22 protein-coding genes and 2 pseudogenes are annotated in these 17651 nt (G+C 51.8%); 8 read left to right on the forward strand and 16 right to left on the reverse strand.

Features of this window, described 5'->3' with window-relative positions; all coding sequences use genetic code 11:
- Positions 1-429: 429 nt before the first annotated feature.
- Positions 430-1674: a hypothetical protein gene (locus MIH18_RS18295; RefSeq protein WP_249013195.1), complete on the forward strand. Its 1245-nt coding sequence runs from the start codon at positions 430-432 to the stop codon at positions 1672-1674.
- Positions 1675-1854: 180 nt separating this feature from the next.
- Here the strand turns inward: MIH18_RS18295 and MIH18_RS18300 are convergent, their stop codons facing one another.
- Both MIH18_RS18300 and MIH18_RS18305 read right to left on the reverse strand, forming a co-directional pair.
- Positions 1855-2178, reverse strand: coding sequence for a thioredoxin family protein (locus MIH18_RS18300; protein WP_249013196.1), 324 nt, complete (start codon positions 2176-2178; stop codon positions 1855-1857).
- 80 nt (positions 2179-2258) lie between these two features.
- The gene (locus MIH18_RS18305) at positions 2259-2690 is read right to left on the reverse strand and encodes a tautomerase family protein (protein ID WP_249013197.1); all 432 of its coding nucleotides are present in this window, start codon (positions 2688-2690) and stop codon (positions 2259-2261) included.
- A 201-nt stretch (positions 2691-2891) separates the two neighbouring features.
- Here MIH18_RS18305 and MIH18_RS18310 point away from each other — a divergent pair, with 201 nt between their 5' ends.
- A complete protein-coding gene (locus tag MIH18_RS18310) occupies positions 2892-3152 on the forward strand; it encodes a hypothetical protein (RefSeq protein ID WP_249005878.1) in 261 nt (86 codons plus the stop codon).
- A gap of 153 nt (positions 3153-3305) precedes the next feature.
- On the opposite strand, the gene MIH18_RS18315 is transcribed toward MIH18_RS18310, so the two are convergent.
- The 4 genes from MIH18_RS18315 to MIH18_RS18330 all read right to left on the reverse strand — a co-directional run bounded on the left by MIH18_RS18315 (position 3306) and on the right by MIH18_RS18330 (position 4984).
- A complete protein-coding gene (locus MIH18_RS18315; RefSeq protein WP_249005877.1) occupies positions 3306-3644 on the reverse strand; it encodes a hypothetical protein in 339 nt (112 codons plus the stop codon).
- A gap of 8 nt (positions 3645-3652) precedes the next feature.
- Positions 3653-3955, reverse strand: coding sequence for a hypothetical protein (locus tag MIH18_RS18320; RefSeq protein WP_249013198.1), 303 nt, complete (start codon positions 3953-3955; stop codon positions 3653-3655).
- Positions 3956-4033: 78 nt separating this feature from the next.
- On the reverse strand, positions 4034-4783 hold the full coding sequence (locus tag MIH18_RS18325; protein ID WP_249013199.1) for an SDR family NAD(P)-dependent oxidoreductase: 750 nt from the start codon (positions 4781-4783) through the stop codon (positions 4034-4036).
- Between the two features lie 12 nt (positions 4784-4795).
- Positions 4796-4984, reverse strand: coding sequence for a hypothetical protein (locus tag MIH18_RS18330; RefSeq protein ID WP_349293811.1), 189 nt, complete (start codon positions 4982-4984; stop codon positions 4796-4798).
- Between MIH18_RS18330 and MIH18_RS24060 the strand changes: the two genes are divergently transcribed.
- Positions 4937-5095, forward strand: a complete 159-nt coding sequence (locus tag MIH18_RS24060; RefSeq protein WP_349292880.1) for a hypothetical protein — start codon at positions 4937-4939, stop codon at positions 5093-5095. The genes MIH18_RS18330 and MIH18_RS24060 overlap by 48 nt on opposite strands.
- A 179-nt stretch (positions 5096-5274) precedes the next feature.
- On the opposite strand, the pseudogene MIH18_RS18335 reads toward MIH18_RS24060, so the two are convergent.
- The 6 genes and pseudogenes from MIH18_RS18335 to MIH18_RS18360 form a co-directional block, all read right to left on the reverse strand.
- Positions 5275-7408, reverse strand: a pseudogene (locus MIH18_RS18335) (excinuclease ABC subunit UvrA).
- Positions 7409-7528: 120 nt separating this feature from the next.
- Complete coding sequence (locus MIH18_RS18340) at positions 7529-7825, reverse strand: LysR substrate-binding domain-containing protein (RefSeq protein ID WP_249013200.1); 297 nt, start codon at positions 7823-7825, stop codon at positions 7529-7531.
- Positions 7826-8070: 245 nt separating this feature from the next.
- Positions 8071-8361: a helix-turn-helix transcriptional regulator gene (locus MIH18_RS18345; RefSeq protein ID WP_007352686.1), complete on the reverse strand. Its 291-nt coding sequence runs from the start codon at positions 8359-8361 to the stop codon at positions 8071-8073.
- Entirely contained in the window at positions 8342-8680 is a 339-nt protein-coding gene (locus MIH18_RS18350; protein WP_249013201.1) for a type II toxin-antitoxin system RelE/ParE family toxin, read from the reverse strand. Before MIH18_RS18350 ends, MIH18_RS18345 begins: the two co-directional genes overlap by 20 nt.
- A gap of 336 nt (positions 8681-9016) precedes the next feature.
- On the reverse strand, positions 9017-9517 hold the full coding sequence (locus MIH18_RS18355) for a hypothetical protein (protein WP_249005871.1): 501 nt from the start codon (positions 9515-9517) through the stop codon (positions 9017-9019).
- A gap of 196 nt (positions 9518-9713) precedes the next feature.
- The gene (locus MIH18_RS18360) at positions 9714-10517 is read right to left on the reverse strand and encodes a DUF3750 domain-containing protein (protein WP_249013202.1); all 804 of its coding nucleotides are present in this window, start codon (positions 10515-10517) and stop codon (positions 9714-9716) included.
- A gap of 203 nt (positions 10518-10720) precedes the next feature.
- Between MIH18_RS18360 and MIH18_RS18365 the strand changes: the two genes are divergently transcribed.
- Positions 10721-11401 carry a hypothetical protein gene (locus MIH18_RS18365; protein ID WP_249013203.1) on the forward strand — a complete coding sequence of 227 codons (681 nt, stop codon included), beginning with the start codon at positions 10721-10723 and terminating at the stop codon, positions 11399-11401.
- 422 nt (positions 11402-11823) lie between these two features.
- On the opposite strand, the gene MIH18_RS18370 is transcribed toward MIH18_RS18365, so the two are convergent.
- Positions 11824-12891 (reverse strand): virulence RhuM family protein, encoded by a 1068-nt coding sequence (locus tag MIH18_RS18370; protein ID WP_249013204.1) that lies wholly within the window; start codon positions 12889-12891, stop codon positions 11824-11826.
- Between the two features lie 81 nt (positions 12892-12972).
- Positions 12973-13497, reverse strand: coding sequence for a GIY-YIG nuclease family protein (locus MIH18_RS18375; protein WP_249013205.1), 525 nt, complete (start codon positions 13495-13497; stop codon positions 12973-12975).
- A 134-nt stretch (positions 13498-13631) separates the two neighbouring features.
- Between MIH18_RS18375 and MIH18_RS18380 the strand changes: the two genes are divergently transcribed.
- The gene (locus tag MIH18_RS18380) at positions 13632-13790 is read left to right on the forward strand and encodes a hypothetical protein (protein WP_249013206.1); all 159 of its coding nucleotides are present in this window, start codon (positions 13632-13634) and stop codon (positions 13788-13790) included.
- A 113-nt stretch (positions 13791-13903) separates the two neighbouring features.
- On the opposite strand, the gene MIH18_RS18385 is transcribed toward MIH18_RS18380, so the two are convergent.
- Positions 13904-15262, reverse strand: a complete 1359-nt coding sequence (locus MIH18_RS18385) for a hypothetical protein (RefSeq protein ID WP_249013207.1) — start codon at positions 15260-15262, stop codon at positions 13904-13906.
- A 293-nt stretch (positions 15263-15555) separates the two neighbouring features.
- Between MIH18_RS18385 and MIH18_RS18390 the strand changes: the two are divergent.
- Both MIH18_RS18390 and MIH18_RS18395 read left to right on the forward strand, forming a co-directional pair.
- Positions 15556-15657 (forward strand): annotated as a pseudogene (locus MIH18_RS18390) (type II toxin-antitoxin system RelE/ParE family toxin); the annotation flags it as partial.
- A 29-nt stretch (positions 15658-15686) separates the two neighbouring features.
- The gene (locus tag MIH18_RS18395) at positions 15687-15980 is read left to right on the forward strand and encodes a HigA family addiction module antitoxin (protein ID WP_249013208.1); all 294 of its coding nucleotides are present in this window, start codon (positions 15687-15689) and stop codon (positions 15978-15980) included.
- Positions 15981-16190: 210 nt separating this feature from the next.
- On the opposite strand, the gene MIH18_RS18400 is transcribed toward MIH18_RS18395, so the two are convergent.
- Positions 16191-16994: a DUF3750 domain-containing protein gene (locus MIH18_RS18400; RefSeq protein WP_249013209.1), complete on the reverse strand. Its 804-nt coding sequence runs from the start codon at positions 16992-16994 to the stop codon at positions 16191-16193.
- A gap of 289 nt (positions 16995-17283) precedes the next feature.
- On the opposite strand from MIH18_RS18400, the gene MIH18_RS18405 reads away from it, so the two are divergent.
- Entirely contained in the window at positions 17284-17637 is a 354-nt protein-coding gene (locus MIH18_RS18405) for a type II toxin-antitoxin system RelE/ParE family toxin (RefSeq protein WP_249005859.1), read from the forward strand.
- The last annotated feature ends 14 nt before the right edge of the window (positions 17638-17651 follow it).

Consider the following 17651-nt stretch of genomic DNA (forward strand, 5'->3'; position numbering starts at 1 on the left):
ATGACAGCCGATGGACCTTTCAGTACCACCACAGCCTCTTTTCAGTCCCTGGTTTTTCCTACCGTTTATTTTGCGGCTGTCTGTGCTGCGCTCTGTTTGGCTTTTCGCCACAAAAATCGACGCGCTAGAGCAGGCAGTATTCAGAAATTCAGGAAATGATGCTCTTGCGTCGAGGCTGGTTTTTGAAGGTATGAGAACAGTTAATGCTTCATTATCGCAATCATATGACATCTTCGTTATTGCAATAACGAAGATGTCATATGATTGCGAACGGATACAGCGTGTTTTTTATAATTCGTTGTTTATAATGAGAAAAAGGTATTAATTTTTAGTGTGACCTGAATTTTATGTAGTGCTCAGGTTTTTGTAATAATGAAGTGTGCTACCTAGTCACTGTTAGCCACTGAATGTCCGCACTAAGAGGCCAAGATGAAACCTGAGTTGAATTCTAACCCCTTGTCCTTGGTGAGAAGCTTTCCTACAAAGAGCATCCCTTTAGATCAAATACGAGGAAGGGATGATGCCGAACACGATGAGATATTTTCCGAAAAATATACACGTTACCTAAAAGGAAAGCTTAAGGTATACGCTACGCGTTTATCCATAAGCAACATTAAACCTGGATTTTACCAGCCTACTAAGGAAGGGCTTCTATATAAATGCGATGAAAAATTCAGTGACCACATTGATTACCTGAAAGATCTGATTAAATTAGGGGATAGGCCGCCTCTGTATATTTATGAGAATATAGAAAAGTCAGATGAAGAACGATTTCTATGTCCGGACGATATAAATGTATTTTATGCTTACAGAGAGCTGGGCATAAAAAAACCGCCTGTAATCATTCTTGGCAGCAAGAGAAATTTAGAAGAATCATGCTATGTTATAAAATCCATGAAGTGCACTTATGATGAACGAGCGGAACATTTTGATAGCTTCTTTTGCGTTAATCACAAATTGCAGCCTTCGATTCTTGGCATGGAAAAGCCCCAATCATCTGAGTGCTTCAAAATTCTTATTGACGCTGTGCAGGGCACAAAGCAACGGGTAAAAGATTTCCATAAAGGTGGAAATTTTAAATTCCACTACCACCACACGCTATATTCAATATTACAGCGTACAGAAGAGTCTCTTTTATCCATGCAGTTGCTTTTCAGCGAGAAGTTATTTGTTAATGCTGGAGCAGTTGTAAGGTCGTTATATGAGTTGTCGTTAACATTTTATATTGATTGGCTTGGCCCTCAACAAATTTACAGGTATCTTCAAATGGCCAGCTTATTCAGTCAAAATGAGTGGATCAAATTCTGTGATGAAACAGTGAGAGAGCAGGTCAAGGCCGGCTTGTCAAAAAGTGACGCGTTACAGTTAAAGGATGCGAAAATGAAAGGTTTTAATTTGGCATCAAAAGTATCGGAAAAAGCTAGGCTATTTCCTTTTGGTGAAGAATATCACCAAGATATTTATTCTTTCTTGTCAAAAATTGCTCACCATGATTTCAGCATGACAGCTAGGTACACTCATACTTTAGAGCACGGCGACGAAACAGTGTTCAATGAGGATATAGTTAGTACTTCTATCCAGTGTGCCGATTTCTTTGTCGCGGCAATTATCACTAGAATTATCGATGATGTGGGGCATGCAGGCGAGTTTCGTATTGTTAGCGATAATGGCTAACAAGGCCAGGCACGCGACGCCCACTGCATTGCGGCTTCGCCTCCATTCCGTAGTCGCACATGCTGGCTGGCGTTATACGCAATAGGGAAGTGATGAGCAGATTACATACGAAAACCGGGACAGATTTATTTTCCAGTTTCCGTATTGTTCCTGGCAGGCCAGCAATTTCCGGCGCTGGCCTTAGTGAATTTTTAACAGTGCATCTTCGATGTCGCTGCTGCCTTCCGGGCGGACGACCCGCGCTATTTCTTCACCATCCTTCAAAAAAATCAGGGTCGGCCAGAGCTTAACGCCAAACGTCCGCCCCAATCTGCGGCCTTTGCCATCCTCAACCTTCACATGCGGAACGTCTGGGTGATTGTTCATTGCCGCCTTGATGTCCGCCTGAGCACCCTGGCAGATCCCGCACCAGTTGGTGCTGAATTCAATCACCATTGGGCCCGTGCTCTGGTCCAGCTCATCACGGCTCAGGGTTTCGGGTGTATATCGGCGGGTATACGACATGGTGTCTCCTTGTTGGGTTATCCGTCTGGAAAATAAATCTGTCCCGGTTTTCGGTCAGGTCGTCGAGTGTCAGTGCTCCTTTAATCGGGCAACCCGGAACGCTTCTCTGGTGTTATTTCCTTTTCCCACTCGGCTTCGTCGCCCGGCGCTGGCAGAAACCGGCCAAACTCGATCATCTGAGTGGCTGGAATGTCCTGCAGATAAATCCAGACGTCCTCAGCCGTTATGCCCGTGATTTGCACTACCTTTTCAAGCATCTGGCTCATCAGGGCCTGCTTGACCTCGGTATTGCGGCCCTCGCGTACCAGGCCGTGCACATACACCTGGGGCGCCGAGTTTACGCGGCCACCGACAAAGTGCTCACCCTCGTTGGTCGAAAAAAACAGAACCTGGGCGAAGAAACGGGGCGCGCCGGTTTGCGTGTGATGGGCCGTTGTGATGGCCTCCGCTATCTGTGATTTCTGCTGCAGCGACAGAGAAAGGTTCGCGACCGTGACGGTATACGTGGGCATGGGAAAGTCCTACCGAGCGTGACATGTATTCACCTGTTATGGCCCATATGGAGAAGCAGGTGATCCTTGTTCAGTATAGCAACGCTGATCTGCCTGGCCATGCGCACGGGTTGTGTGAGCATCATTGGACGATTACTTCCTGCTTTTCCTTTGGATCGACTATGCTTTTGAGTGGATGGATGAAATAAAGGGAGAACAATCATGCGCTATCTTTTTGTTTTACTGGCAACGCTGCTTTTTTCCGCACCGGCTCTCAGTAGCCAGTGTCCCACTCTGATGAAGCAGGTCGACTCTCAGATGGAGTCCGCAGATTTGGATGCAGGCACAAGGGCCGAAGTTGAGAAACTCCGAGCGAAGGGCGAGTCGCTTCACAAGGCGGGCAAGCATGGAGAGTCCGAAAAGGTCCTCCGGCAGGCCATTGAGAAAATAGACGCCGCTGTGGAACAGGCCGCAGGGACTTGATCGGCCTGGGGGTGCTGTCGCTGGGGTCTGTCGACAGTGCCGGCAGATCGCAGAATGGACTTATTTCTCCGGGTTCTTGATGTATAGGACATTCTTGTCACGGTTCTCGGCTGGTTGTTGCTGTGGCCGGATGCGGAGTTTGCCCGGCAGGCGCTATTCCTTAAGCCGGACAAGCAACCGGCCATCCTCAACCTGGATATAATCCACACCCGCTGCAAAGGATTGCCAGAATCCCGGGTTGGCGCCGAACTCGTTAACCAGGTCCACATTCTTGAGGTTACCCAGCCAGGCATTCGGAATGGGTACGCCCATGAGGCTGACGCCCTTTAACTTAACCAGGGGTCGACCGTTGGCAAAAGACAATTCCACACCGGCATTTACTCGCAGGGTTCTGCCGCCTTGGGTATCAATGCCCAGAGTATTCAGTTTGTTGTTGAGTGAATCCTGTTCACTGGCATTCAGGGTTACGGGTTCGAAGTTCTCAGGAAACACATAGTGGCTTAACCACCAGTAACCGACGCCGTCAAACCCTCACGAAAGGTTGTTACGCGAAACTCCGGAAAGCGTTTTTTGAACTTGTCAGACACGAAAATGTTGACCACCTGGTAGCGTTGTAACAGTTCCGCCGCATCCCGGACTTGCTGATTCAGCAACCCGGCCAGCTTCAGCTGCCAGCGCTTGAGTACCTTGTATTGGCCGTCGGCATTGAAGATCTCACTCGCTAACTGAATGAACTGCCGGTAGGTCAGGCGGCGGAAAACCGGGACAGATTTATTTTTGAGACCGCTCAGTAGACACAACACTGGAACGAGTTGCTAACACGAATAATAGGTCTGTCCGATGGTGTTTTTCCGACAGACCTGCTTTGGGGGCGGGTTGGCTCAGGACAGAACCTGGCCGCCGTCCACCACCAGCGTCTGGCCGGTCATCCACCGGGCCAGATCGGAGGCCAGGAACAGCGCCACGTCGGCGACTTCCTCCGGCGTGCCCAGGCGCCCGAAGGGAATCCCCCCGCGAATACGCTCGTAGAGCTCCGGATTGTGCTGACGGGCCTGATCCCAGACGCCGCCCGGAAACTCGATCGAGCCCGGGGCAATGCCATTAACGCGCACTTTATGCGGGGCCATGGCCACCGCCAGGCTGCCGGTGTAGTGAGCGACGGCGGCCTTGATGGCCGCGTAGGGGGCGGTGCGTGTCGAGGCGTGCAGGGCAGCGATGGAGGCAATGTTGATGATCGTGCCCCCGGTTTCCTTAAGCGCTGGCAGGCAGGTATGGCCGGCGCGAACCGTGCCCATCAGATCCACCTCAACGCTGCTCAGCCAGCCTTCTTCGTTGTCCTCCCGCCCGAACGCCGAGGCGCAATTGACCAGCACGTCCAGGCCGCCCAACTCGCCCATGGCGCTCTGCAGATAGGTCTCCAGCGCGGCCTTATCGCCGATGTCGCAGGAGGCCACATGCAGCGCCAGCCCCTCGCCTGCCGCTTCTTCCGCCAGTGCGTCCAGGGACGCCTGCCCGCGCGCACACACGGAAACGCTGGCACCGGCTCGGGCAAATCCCAAGGCAATGGCCCGGCCAATACCCTTGCTGCCGCCAGCGACGATGACGCGCCGGCCGTGGAAATCAAACGTCATTGAATGCTCCTTTCAGTCGCTTATCTGGTAGCGAATAAACGCCTCGGTTAAAATGCCCAGGTGGAGCCTCAGGGTGTCCGAAAAATTCAACTGGAACACGGTCAACGGTTCTACCTGCATGGCTTTTCGTGCCGGCTCCGGCGGATGGGACGTATGCCAGCAGCAGATCAACGCCTGCTGACATTGCATCAGATACCGCAGGCAATCGGCTTCTTCCTGATCGGTAGCTGCACCGATAACGGCTGTGATGCGGCGAGAAAACCGGGACAGATTTATTTTTGCGGCTTCTCTGATGGCTTGGAGCTGATTTGAAAAATAGATCTGTCCCGGTTTTCTTTTCAGTCATGTAGGGCTTGCCTTGCTTTTGATGGATGAATTTTTTGTTCGTACAGTGATTGTTGTTGAGAATTTACACTATTTCCGCGTCGGGATAATCGCCCCATTCAGCAATTCATTTTTACCAGCCAACAACAATATAGAATCGGCAAGCGCTACGGGAGCAAGAAGGGGGCTGTTCGGCTGTTCTTCGATCTTGCCACACTCGCAGGCGAACCTTGGGCGACAACGGTGCCGCCTGCATCGCCAGCGCCGGGGCCGATGTCGATGATCCAGTCACTGCCCCTGGCAACCAGCATATTGTGTGCGACCATGATGACGGTGTTACCTGCGTCGACCAATCCATTCAACTGTGTCATCAACATCGTCACGTCAGCCGGGTGGAGGCCTGTGGTGGGTTCATCCAGCACATAAAGTGTGTCACTTCGCTGCGCGCGTTGCAGTTCGGTCGCGAGCTTTATTCGTTGCGCTTCGCCGCCCGAAAGTTCGGTTGCGGGTTGGCCCAATCGCTTTTTGGTCAACGGTGACCAAGCGCCGAATGTGCTCCATGCCATAAGCAACTCGCCCGGCGGTGTGCGTTTCCAGTTCTTGTTCCAGCAGGTCGATTTCACCATTGGCGGTTTCAGTGGTTTTCTTTTGCCCCAACGATTCGCCAACCAGTTCGACGAGGGCCTGACTGACAAGGCTCGATTTGCCCGAGCCCGACACACCAGTAACCGTTGTCAAAACGCCTAAAGGAAACTCAACGTCCAGACCTTGGAGGTTGTTTCGCTTGACCCCCTCCAGCTTCAACCAGCGTGTCGTTTGCCGCGGCGTGTGCTCCATAACGATGTCCGGTGAGAACAGATATCGCCCGGTATGGGATTCACTAACCTCGCGCAGACCGTCTATCGGGCCATTGTAGACAACTTCGCCGCCGTGCACTCCCGCGTCTGGCCCAATGTCCACAATCCAGTCGGCGTGCCGAATAACGCTGTCATCATGCTCGACAACAAACAATGAGTTGCCAGCACGCTTGAGCTCATCCAGCGCACCCAGCAGTGCCAATGTGTCAGACGGGTGCAACCCTGCCGACGGCTCGTCAAGAACATAGACCACACCAAACAACTGCGACCGAATTTGCGTTGCAAGCCGCAGACGTTGCAGTTCGCCCGGCGACAAGGTTGGTGTGCTGCGTTCCAGCGATAGGTAACCCAAACCAAGAGTTGTAAGCGCTTCGACACGGGCCAAAATGTCGCGGGCGATTCGCTGTGCCACGATCACCTTTTCCGGGTGCAAGTCTTGCGCTACGGGTTTTGCGATGGAAGCATCGCGTAGCCGCTGGGCGAGTTCGCTCAACGTGAGTTGCGACAACTCACCAATATCCAGCCCTGCAAATTTCACCGACAGTGACTCGTGTTTCAATTTTTTGCCGTTGCAGTCCGGACACACGGAAATCTGCATGAACTGAGAGACGCGTTTCTTAGTACGATGGCTTTGCGTTGTCGCAAACGAATGCAATATATAGCGTCGCGCACTGGTAAATGTCCCGGTGTAACTGGACGGCAGGTCTTGCTCTTTCGCCATGCGCGTTTCATCGGGACTGAACCCTGCATAAACCGGCACAACGGGTGTCTCATCAGTAAACAGAACCCAGTCTCGGGTTTTTTGTGGCAGGTCTTTCCACGGCTTATCGATGTCGTAGCCGAGTGAAACAAGTATGTCGCGCAGGTTCTGACCTTGCCACGCTGGTGGCCACGCTGCGATAGCGCGATTTCGAATGGTTTTCGTGTCATCAGGAACGAGCAACTTTTCAGTCACTTCAAACACCCGCCCGATGCCATGGCACCGAGGGCAGGCACCTTCCGGTGTATTTGGCGAAAACGAGTCGGCATACAATATTTGCTGGCCACGGGGATACTGCCCGGCCCGCGAATACAGCATGCGAAGGCCGTTGGAAATCGTCGTAACGCTACCGACCGATGAACGGGCCGACGGCGCTCCTCGCTGTTGTTGAAGCGCGACTGCGGGCGGAAGTCCGTCAATGGCATCAACGTCTGGTTCGTCAACCTGGTCAATCAGCCGGCGCGCGTAGGGCGACACAGAATCAAGATAACGGCGTTGGGATTCCGCAAACAATGTTCCAAACGCAAGCGAAGACTTTCCAGATCCGGAGATGCCAGTAAAAACAACGAGCGCGTTGCGAGGCAAATCGACATCGATGTTCTTGAGATTGTGGACGCGCGCACCCCGCACCTGAATGCAATGGTCAGGATCGCATGGGACGCTCTTCGATTTATTTTGCGCCATTGGTCAGGTCTCCTTTGGCGATAGCAAAAATACGATTGAACTATATCTGTTTAGTATTATTTGCAGCCAGTCAATGCGCAAGAGCAGAATGGCCGGATAATTCTTCGTCAAGATAATCGATCAGCATGCGTACTTTGGGTAACAGATGCCTGTTATGAGGGTAAATCGCCCGCTACGGATATAGCTCAACGCGTAATCCCCAGGAAGTTGCACAATGCCAAGCCCTTTTAACGCGGCATCCACCAGGGCGCGGCCGGAGTTGCAGCGCAGATTGCCACTAATATTTATATTGCGCGTTTTACCTTCGTCCTGAAAGTGCCAATGGTCAGCTGATCCCTGCAAACAATTATGATGGTTCAGGTCTGATAATTTATGAGGCTCACCGAATTCGGCAACGTACGCTGGAGCGGCACACACATAGGAAAACCGGGACAGATTTATTTTCGCGGCTTTTCTGAGGGTTGAGGCGTATCGGCAGTTTGTTGGGCAGGAAAATGGTTCGCCGTCAGATGAATTGATTCGCGCGGCGATCAATAGCAACAAGCTGACTGGCGGCAATAAGTTCGTCGATGAAATTGAAAACCGTATCGGTATCAGAGTTGAAACTCGCAAGCCGGGAAGGCCGACAACTGAAAAATAGATCTGTCCCGGTTTTCCGAGGGTTATGCGGAAACTCGGTCGTTTTCTGTGGTTTCCAGTTTCACTCGAAAACCACAGGCTGCGGCGTACTTGCTGAGCGTTCCCCAGCTAGGGTTTCCCCGGCCACGCTCAAGTCTGGAGATGTTGCTTTTGCTCGTCCCCAGCTTCTTGGCAAGATCCTCTTGGGTAAGGCCCGCTTTCGTTCTCATGGTGATCAGTTGGTCGATCAGGTTGAATTCTTCCTGAAGGGCATCGTACTCTTTACGCACTTCAGGATTCTCGAGTGCCTTCTGCTTAAACTGTTTGAAGCTCATAACTTTTGACCTCCCTCAAACGCACTTTTGCTAGCTCTAGGTCTTTCTTCGGTATTTTTTGATCTTTCTTCACAAAGACATGGAGAATGATGATTTTCCTATCCTGCATATAGCAGAAAATACCTCTTCCAATGCCTTCTTTGGCTTTTGCGCGGATCTCGAACAGCTCATCACCAAGTGACTTGGTGTGTGGCTCCCCAAGGTTCGCTCCGTGCTTTTCCATCAATTCCATTAGCCGGATCATTCTCGCCTGAATCTTGGGCGGCATCCCGGCCAATTCTTCGTCTACCTTTCTGTAGAATTCAATGTCCCAGTCCATGGGTGCTCTGTATTTTTAAGTTATCATATATGATAACTCTAGTTATGGAAAATATCTTGAAAAACCGGGACAGATTTTTTTCAGAGGCTTGGGGATCCGTAAGTCGATGGCAGCGACGGACGGGGCCAACTATGCTTGGGATACTATTCGCAGATGGTGGCGCGTTACGATAGGCAGTAGCGTGGTGCGCAAGATGACTCATAAGGAATAGATCCATGCGCAGACTATTCTTCGGACTGGAGATTCCCGCTCAGATCAAAACTCGCCTATTGACGGTGAGGGCAGAGGTGCCCGGTGCCAACTGAAAAATAGATCTGTCCCGGTTTTCCACGGCGCCTAGATATCCCCTAACACCCGCCGAAAACCATCAGAATCAAGAAAGTCAGATTCCAACTTGATCAAGTTACCGTTGTTGGACTGGAAGAAAACAAACGAGGCACCCTGATCAGACAGGAAGTGGTAATAGACTTTATCTGCAATTTTCCAGGTGCCAGAGTCTCCACCTTGAACAAACACACTCTGGAAAGACTCTACACTAGCCTGATCACAGCTGTGGGCTTTGTTCTCTGACAGTGTCGCTTCGAAAAAGTCAGACCATCCGCAGCCTCCTGTTTCGAGGATGTTTTCTGTCCCGAAACTAATGTATTGCTTGCCGATGGTATGGGAATATTTGACCAACAGAATGTCGTTGTTGGCACCAAGCGACCCAACGATGACGGGTGATTCGGGTACCTGGAACTTCATGCCGTCATAGGCGGCTGTAATGAATTGATCGGTTTGCGCACAGGCTGAGAGAGAGGTAAAGGCCAAACCTATTAACAGGGCGGTTTTCTTCATTTCACAGTCCTTGTTTTGCCATTTCCATTTGGTTGCGAAAGTTTATCGCTACACGCTGCCGGTTTATGAGCTTCGGCTCCAACAGTTCCATGATACCCATTTTGGGTAAAATAATGCCCAATATGGGTAGTTGAGTGGCCCCGCCCGGCGATATGGTGTTGGCCGGTCGCTTGATGCCTGGTTAATGTTGTCCCCGTCAATTGGTGTCTGAAACCTGCTCCATAACCGGGGCTTTGTGCCAGGTCGAGCGATCCATCCAGGGGTCGCGCAGGCCAATGTGCCCGATGCCGGGTAATTTGACGGCCAAAGCCAGTGGGTCAATACCCATATTGAGGCCGAGGATGTTCAGTTCAACACCTTCCCGGATACTCGCCATAAGGCCGAAATAACCATTGAGGGAGAACTGGTAGCCCGAACCGCTGGGCGCTTTCGCAAATACTCCGTCAGCAAGATAGTCTTTTCCGATGGCCGTGTTGGGCAGCGCAACATCCAGTTCGGGTACCTGCCGGATTACCCAGGCTACAAAGGTATTGCTGTTGGGCCCGGGCCAGGCTTTGTATTCATTCGCGAAGGGGTAGGCGTCGATAGCTGTCTGGATATTGATGATGGCGGCGTCCGCTTTTTCACCACGAAGATCTGCCAGCAACATCGGCGGGTTGCCGTACCAAGCGGTATCCGGCTCACCGGGGCGGGACCGCACCGCCTTATAACCCCAGCCAGTGACATCGTGAACCACGTAGGTGGATGCCCCGCGCTCCTTGGTTGCAATCCAGGTATGCACCGCAAAATTGCCGCGCCAATTATAAGCTCGGGCACCATAAACCTGCACAATGGCTTCTTCGGTCTGGCCCGGTAGTGGCGCAATGCCTGCGCTGGAGCGATCAGCGTCACGCCAGCTCTGGCCAGACTGAGTACTGCAGGCCGCAATCAGTGCGGGGCCTGCCAGCAGAACCAACAAAAATACGGTGGTTCTGATGAGCCATCGAAGGGGTTTAATCATTCCAGGGGTACCTCGGACTGCATGTATTGGTTGGTGATCAAAACCCAACTAGTATACGTCTCGTATAATATCAGGTACCAATGAAGCATTACCGGCAGCTACTATTATGGCCGCCTATACGGCTTCTGATTTCGCCTCAACCGCTTATCCCGGGAACCACTGCATCTGAGTCTGAAAAATCACGATTCGCACCCCGATCATTGTTGTTAATACTGCTACTGAGCCTGGTAGTGGTGTTGACGGTAACGGCTATCCTTTTGTCTATCGAGATCAGCTACTTATGGCGCTGGGGTGGCGAATTGTCGGGTCATCCCATGGCTATGGTTGGCATCGTTCTAATCATGGCTGTGCTGATGAGCCTTGGGCTGCCAGGCAGCCTGTGCTTCTGGCTTATCGCACCTTTACATGCGCCTTTGTTAAGCGTCAGCATACTGCTGGTTGGCAGCGTCGCCGGCGCAATGGGGGCATATCGCTTTGGTAAGGGTCTGGGTGATACCTGGAGACCCGGCTATTTGGCCAGGCAGGTACTCAACCTGCTTGGCAAACGCAGCGACTTTCTTACTCAATGTGCAGTACGCATATTACCGGGCTTTCCCCATGCATTCGTGAATTTGGCAGGCGGCGTATTAGGTCTGCCGTTTCTGGTTTTCTGTTGCGCCGCGATAGTCGGGCTGGCAATCAAATGGACAGTCTATGCACCCGCGGTGCACGGCATGGTATCGGCTCGGCAAGCAGAGCAAGCAATGGACTTTTATACTCTACTGCCTCTTGTCATCCTGGCTCTACTGCTGGCTCTACTGCTGGCTCTACTGCTGGCGCTCGGCGGTTTGGCAAAACGCTGGTTTTTGGGTCAATCAAAAGTCGACAGCCTCCCGCCCGGCTAACCTCTAAAAATAGACGACCTGGACGTAGCCTGCGCATGACTGCATTTAGCGGGTGCGAAGTAAACTTGTCCCTCTCAGTCTGTGCACCTGACAGATTAATGGTACCCAGATGTTATCTACCTCTGCCAGCGTCACCGGCCAGGAAAGCCCCATGATTCGCATCAATGAACTGCAACTGCCCCTTGATCACAGCCCTGAGGTCTGTTCGCCGCGTTGATTCTCGTGCAGATGGGCTTCAAGCCTATTGAAGTGCCGGGGGCCGGTCTTGTGCTTTGCCCCTGTCTTGCCATTTCGTTGTAATCGTCTCAGCCTGCATTATTGTCGCGTAAGCCAGATTGTTCGAGAGGCAAAACGCAAGACCTGACCCCAAGGAGCTCTTCGGAAGCTCCATACTTTGGAGATGATCGGGGCACTTGCCGGGCTCATTTAGCTGAATCCTTATGGGTTTTGTCTTTCACGGGTAAGTTGATATCTGCCGCGCCATCGCGGTTTTCGACCAGCTTGTCGAAGTCGCTCACGAACAGGCGGTCCTGGATGATACGGTAGCTTTCGAATTCATTTTCGGCGTATTGGCGGGCCAACGCGGCGCTGATACTGCCTGTGTCTTGCAAAATTTCGCGTTCATCAAACTTCAGAAAAGCGTCGAGGCGTTTCGCCCAGTCTTCCATCGTCATCGGGATTTTACGTTTGGCGCGGTTTTCCGCCAGCTCAAGGTAGGCGTTCACTATTCTGCCCAACGAATCCAGCTCATCCTTGCTTAGGTAGTTTTTAGCTGTACCCACATCGGTCTTGAGAATTTTGCCCTCAGGCGCCTTGGCCCAACTGGTCAGCCCCATATTTGGCTGGCTGCTGTCGGCACGCAGCTTTACCAGTTCGGCAGCGGTATGGCCATGAATGGCGTAATGCAGTTTGTTCTGCACCTTGGCGAAGAAGGCCTTGGTGGTAGGCGCCGCAAGGTTGTAATCCAGGCTGGTGGCGTAGATGTCGGTGATTTTCTGATAGAAGCGCCGCTCCGAAAGCCGGATTTCACGGATCTCTTCCAGCAGGCGTTCAAAGTAATCCTCACCCAGAAAGCTGCCGTTCTCCATGCGCTCACGGTCGATCACATAACCCTTGATCGCGAACTCACGCAATACGTTGGTGGCCCACTGACGGAATTGAGTAGCACGCAGGGAGTTGACGCGGTAGCCGACAGAGATAATGGCGTCGAGACTATAGTGCTCGATAGTACGGGTGACGTTTCGGGAGCCCTCTTGTTGAACTGTCCGGAATTTCCGGATAGTTGCCTCGCGCATCAACTCCTGACTGGCATAGATATTGGCAAGGTGCTCACTGATCGTTCGAACATCTACTCCAAACATCTCAGCCATCAGCTTCTGAGTCAGCCAAATAGACTCATCTTCATACCGTGCCTCAATGCTTTGCTCGCCCGATTGCCCGGTGAAAATCAAAAACTCGGCGGTGCTGTTGCGGATCAGTTTATTGCTCATTTCTGCCTCCCTGCAGAGTGCCATGTCACATAGGGGTTCACAGACAAACGATAGCAATAAAGGCTGTTTATATAAACAGCATTATTCATTCGTGCTCACTTCCTGAGCCAGCTTCTCCTGCTCCCACTCCTTGTAGGTTTTACCGCTGATTAGCTTCCATTCAATAGTACCGTTGGCAGGGCGGCCGTTGACGACTGCCGCGGCTTCGATACCGTGCTTGGGGGTGTTCAGCACGAAGGTAGGGGGAGCGCTCTCGGCGGAGCTATCCAGCGGCGATATACGAGCAGCCGATTTGGGCCGGGTATTGGCCAGAAAGCTGTCGATACGCAACGCCGGCAATACCATCAGGAGATATTCGAGAAAATTCTCCATATTGGCGCGGGCCGCTTCGCTCAGGGACGGGCGTGGTGGCGTATTGCCGTTATCCAGTGCGACCTTGCCAATACGCCGGGCCTCTTCTACCAGGTGGGACTCCAGGTACTTTACATGCGCCTTGTTGAGGTTATTGGCCGCAGAGGTTATCAGCATGGCTATCGTCCACCAGTCCTTTTTGGTGTCATGGCTTTTGATGCGGTCACCAATGTCCTCACCTTCGCCGATATACACCAGCGGGCCGTTGTCATCTCCGCCAAGTAGCAGGTAGACGCCCAGTACGGTGCCGGGGTCAGGTCTTGCGTTTTGCCCTTGCCTTTCTATTTCGTTGTAATCGTATCAGTCTGTCTCGCGGAAATCGGCGTTAGATGAATTTTGAAACCAACGATGACCGCCGTGCCTTTTTGTCAGTTTGCGACGAAGAGTGTGAGACCTTCAACCGGGAATGCCACGCCTACCGCCTGATGGGCAATCACCATCATCTTTTGATTAAAACTATTTCTTTGGACTGCATTATTCTCGCGTAAGCCGGATTATTCGAGATGCAAAACGCAAGACCCCGAGGAACTTTGGGCACTAAAGGAATTCAGTGCCACAGACGCGGGGGCATTTCACAGCGAAAAATCGAGGCAGACTTCTTTTACGAACTTTCCGCTGACTGATCCGCTGTATCCGATTGTTCAGTTTCTGCAACATCCGACTCTTGAGAGATTTTCGGAGGTGCCGGACTCCAGGCCTTCAACCATTGACCAGCCTCATGATAGAAATGAGGCACAGCTTTTTCTAGCTCTTCAATGAATATCTTTCGACCGCTGAACTTACCTGCGAGATCTACCTCGTATACCACCTCCAGGTTGGTGGCGGTGGTATTGGAAGTTTCGGACTCCAGCAATTCAGGCGATTCCCGCAGGGCACTCAACGGCTGGTATGTTGTCTCGGCTTTCCCGGGTCTGGTTGCCCGAACAAAGAAATTGGCCGGGCTAGTGCGTTTCAGTTGCCGGAGCAGCCAATTGACTCTGGCCTTTGTGCTTTTTTTATCTTTCGGCGCTGTTAGTTTCATGGAGCAATAAATCATTCGTCGCTGCAGGTCGGCATGTATCTCCAGATCTGCAGCGGCGTTGATGATACTTAACGCGCATTTGAGTACGGGTTCTTTGCAGAAATCCGTCGCGTCATCCTTTACACGCTCGGCTGCGTCTGTCCGATGGCTGTTTTTGAGCTTTAGAGAAACGTTGCTGCCGGTCAGCCTCGACATGATAAGGCAAAGGTCACGCTGTTCCTGGTGCCAGGCTGCAATAGTGTTTTGTACCTCGTCGCTGGATTTTGCAAGTGAGGCATGGCTTTTCACTTTGTTAACGACATCTTTCCACTCGCTATTCATTTGGTCAAAGTTACTGATGCCAGATCGGTCACTTTCGAAATACCGGAGAATTTCACCGAGGATGAAGACTTGGTCTACGTCTTCAACACCATTGTTCTTCAGCAGGAGTTGGCACTGGGTGCGGATAAATGCCCAGGACCAGTGATAAAGCGCGACTGAGCGAGTAGCGATTTTTGGAAGCTTTACTGGATGATGAGTTGGGAGTGCTGCGAACTGATTGGTGATGGTAATAACTGCGTCCAGCTTGTGGTTCTTCGCTTGTTGTAGATAGCGTGATACCTGTTCTTCGCCGATTGTTTCGTTCCCTACTTTCGCCTCAATCAACGCTCGCCATTCACGCTTCCCGGTACGGAGAATCAGAATTCCGTCTGGTCGGTCTTTTTGTTGAGCGGTCTTTTTGTCTTCATTCGCAAAAACCACTTCAGTCCAGGTCTCTAACGTGGAGCTGCTTCCGACACGGGTGCCAAGGGATTTCAGCAATGCTTGGCGAAGTTCAAGTACGGAGCGCATACCTGCGAGTAATACGGATATAGACTTTTGTTCACGGGCACTGTCTGCAGTTATCGGGATAAGACGGGCAGGTTCACCACCAGACAGGAATTCAGGACGAGTCGTCACAGCGCTAACTCCATGCTTCGATTTATTTCAATTCGCTAAGGGAGACTAGCAATTATGATGGGGTGTGTCTGTTTATCCGTTAAGGAATTATTAAAAGTAGAAGCCGGGATAGATCCATTTTTTGATTAGCGTTGAAACTTGGATCAATCGATATGAGTTGCCGGGGAGGAGGAGGAGAAGTGCTCAGGCCGCCCGCCGGCTCTGCCGGTAATCCTGATAGGTATCCTCAAACCTCGTTGAGAGCTTACCGTTGAACTGTTGTTGCGTGATGCGCAACATGCTAGCATTCCATCATGATTAAATCATTCCGTCACAAGGAACTGAAACGGTTCTACTCAACTGGCAGCACGGCAGGTATACAAGCCGATCATGCCAAGAAGCTGCGTATGCAACTTGCCGCCCTTGATTATGAGGATTATCACTAATGACTATGCATAATCCGCCGCATCCCGGTGACTTTATCCGGGAGGTATATTTGGAGCCTTTCGGCATTAGTTCTCGCCAGCTAGCCTCAAGCTTGGGGGTTTCGCCTTCAACCCTGTCTCGGTTGCTAAAAGGCGATAGTGGCATTAGTCCGGAGATGGCATTGCGGCTATCAAAGGTTCTTGGTCGCACACCGGAAAGTTGGTTGGCGATGCAGGATATCTGTGATCTCTCGGTGGCGCGGAATACGCTTAACCTGAATGACATTCATCCCCTGGACTTTGAGGCAGCTTAACCAGGCGGTCAACCGGAAACCAAAAGCGCACCGCTTTTGGTTTCCAGATTTAAGGACCGGAGGTGCTGGGGTCAGGTCTTGCGTTTTGCCCCTGTCTTGCCATTTCGTTGTAATCGTCTCAGTCTGCATTATTCTCGCGTAAGCCAGATTGTTCGAGAGGCAAAACGCAAGACCTGACCCGAAGGAGCTTTCTGGTTAATGTTGTCCCCGTCAATTGGCGTCTGAAACCTGCTCCATAACCGGGGCTTTGTGCCAGGTCGAGCGATCCATCCAGGGGTCGCGCAGGCCAATGTGCCCGATGCCGGGTAATTTGACGGCCAAAGCCAGTGGGTCAATACCCATATTGAGGCCGAGGATGTTCAGTTCAACACCTTCCCGGATACTCGCCATAAGGCCGAAATAACCATTGAGGGAGAACTGGTAGCCCGAACCGCTGGGCGCTTTCGCAAATACTCCGTCAGCAAGATAGTCTTTTCCGATGGCCGTGTTGGGCAGCGCAACATCCAGTTCGGGTACCTGCCGGATTACCCAGGCTACAAAGGTATTGCTGTTGGGCCCGGGCCAGGCTTTGTATTCATTCGCGAAGGGGTAGGCGTCGATAGCTGTCTGGATATTGATGATGGCGGCGTCCGCTTTTTCACCACGAAGATCTGCCAGCAACATCGGCGGGTTGCCGTACCAAGCGGTATCCGGCTCACCGGGGCGGGACCGCACCGCCTTATAACCCCAGCCAGTGACATCGTGAACCACGTAGGTGGATGCCCCGCGCTCCTTGGTTGCAATCCAGGTATGCACCGCAAAATTGCCGCGCCAATTATAAGCTCGGGCACCATAAACCTGCACAATGGCTTCTTCGGTCTGGCCCGGTAGTGGCGCAATGCCTGCGCTGGAGCGATCAGCGTCACGCCAGCTCTGGCCAGACTGAGTACTGCAGGCCGCAATCAGTGCGGGGCCTGCCAGCAGAACCAACAAAAATACGGTGGTTCTGATGAGCCATCGAAGGAGTTTAATCATTCCAGGGGTACCTCGGACTGCATGTATTGGTTGGTGATCAAAATCCAACCAGTATACGTCTCATATAATTTCAAGTATCAATGCGAAGCATTACGGACAGCTATTATTATGGCTTCCGGCGGCTCAAACAGGAACCAGCTCCCATGCCGCCCCAGCTAGTGCAATTCAGGCGAAATCGCCGACTCGTCAGCTAGGCTGACACTTAGGGAAAAAACTAACGGACGTCGTGGCTTTCTCTTTTCTATTCGTACCTATTTAGGTACACTAATGCGACCATGGAAGGTGCAAAATGACAAAGAAGACGGTCAACGTCGTATTTTATAGAACGATCAGCGGGCGTGAGCCGGTTAAAGAATGGCTCCTTAATCTCAGTAAGGATGATCGCTTGGTAATCGGCATCGATTTGAAAACCGTGGAATATGGATGGCCACTGGGTATGCCCTTGGTGAGGGGGTTTTCCGGGAAAGCGGATTCAGATTTGTGGGAGGTGCGCAGTGATCTCTCAAACGGCCGGATTGCACGAGTCATCTTCACGATGTTTCAGGGCGATATGGTTTTGCTGAATGGATTTATCAAAAAGACTCAGAAAACACCGGCTCAAGAGTTAGAAAAAGCGAGAGACCGGAAGAAGAATCTTGTCTGATAGGAGGCGGGGAA

It is taken from the genome of Marinobacter sp. M3C (genome assembly GCF_023311895.1).
Taxonomy (GTDB): domain Bacteria; phylum Pseudomonadota; class Gammaproteobacteria; order Pseudomonadales; family Oleiphilaceae; genus Marinobacter.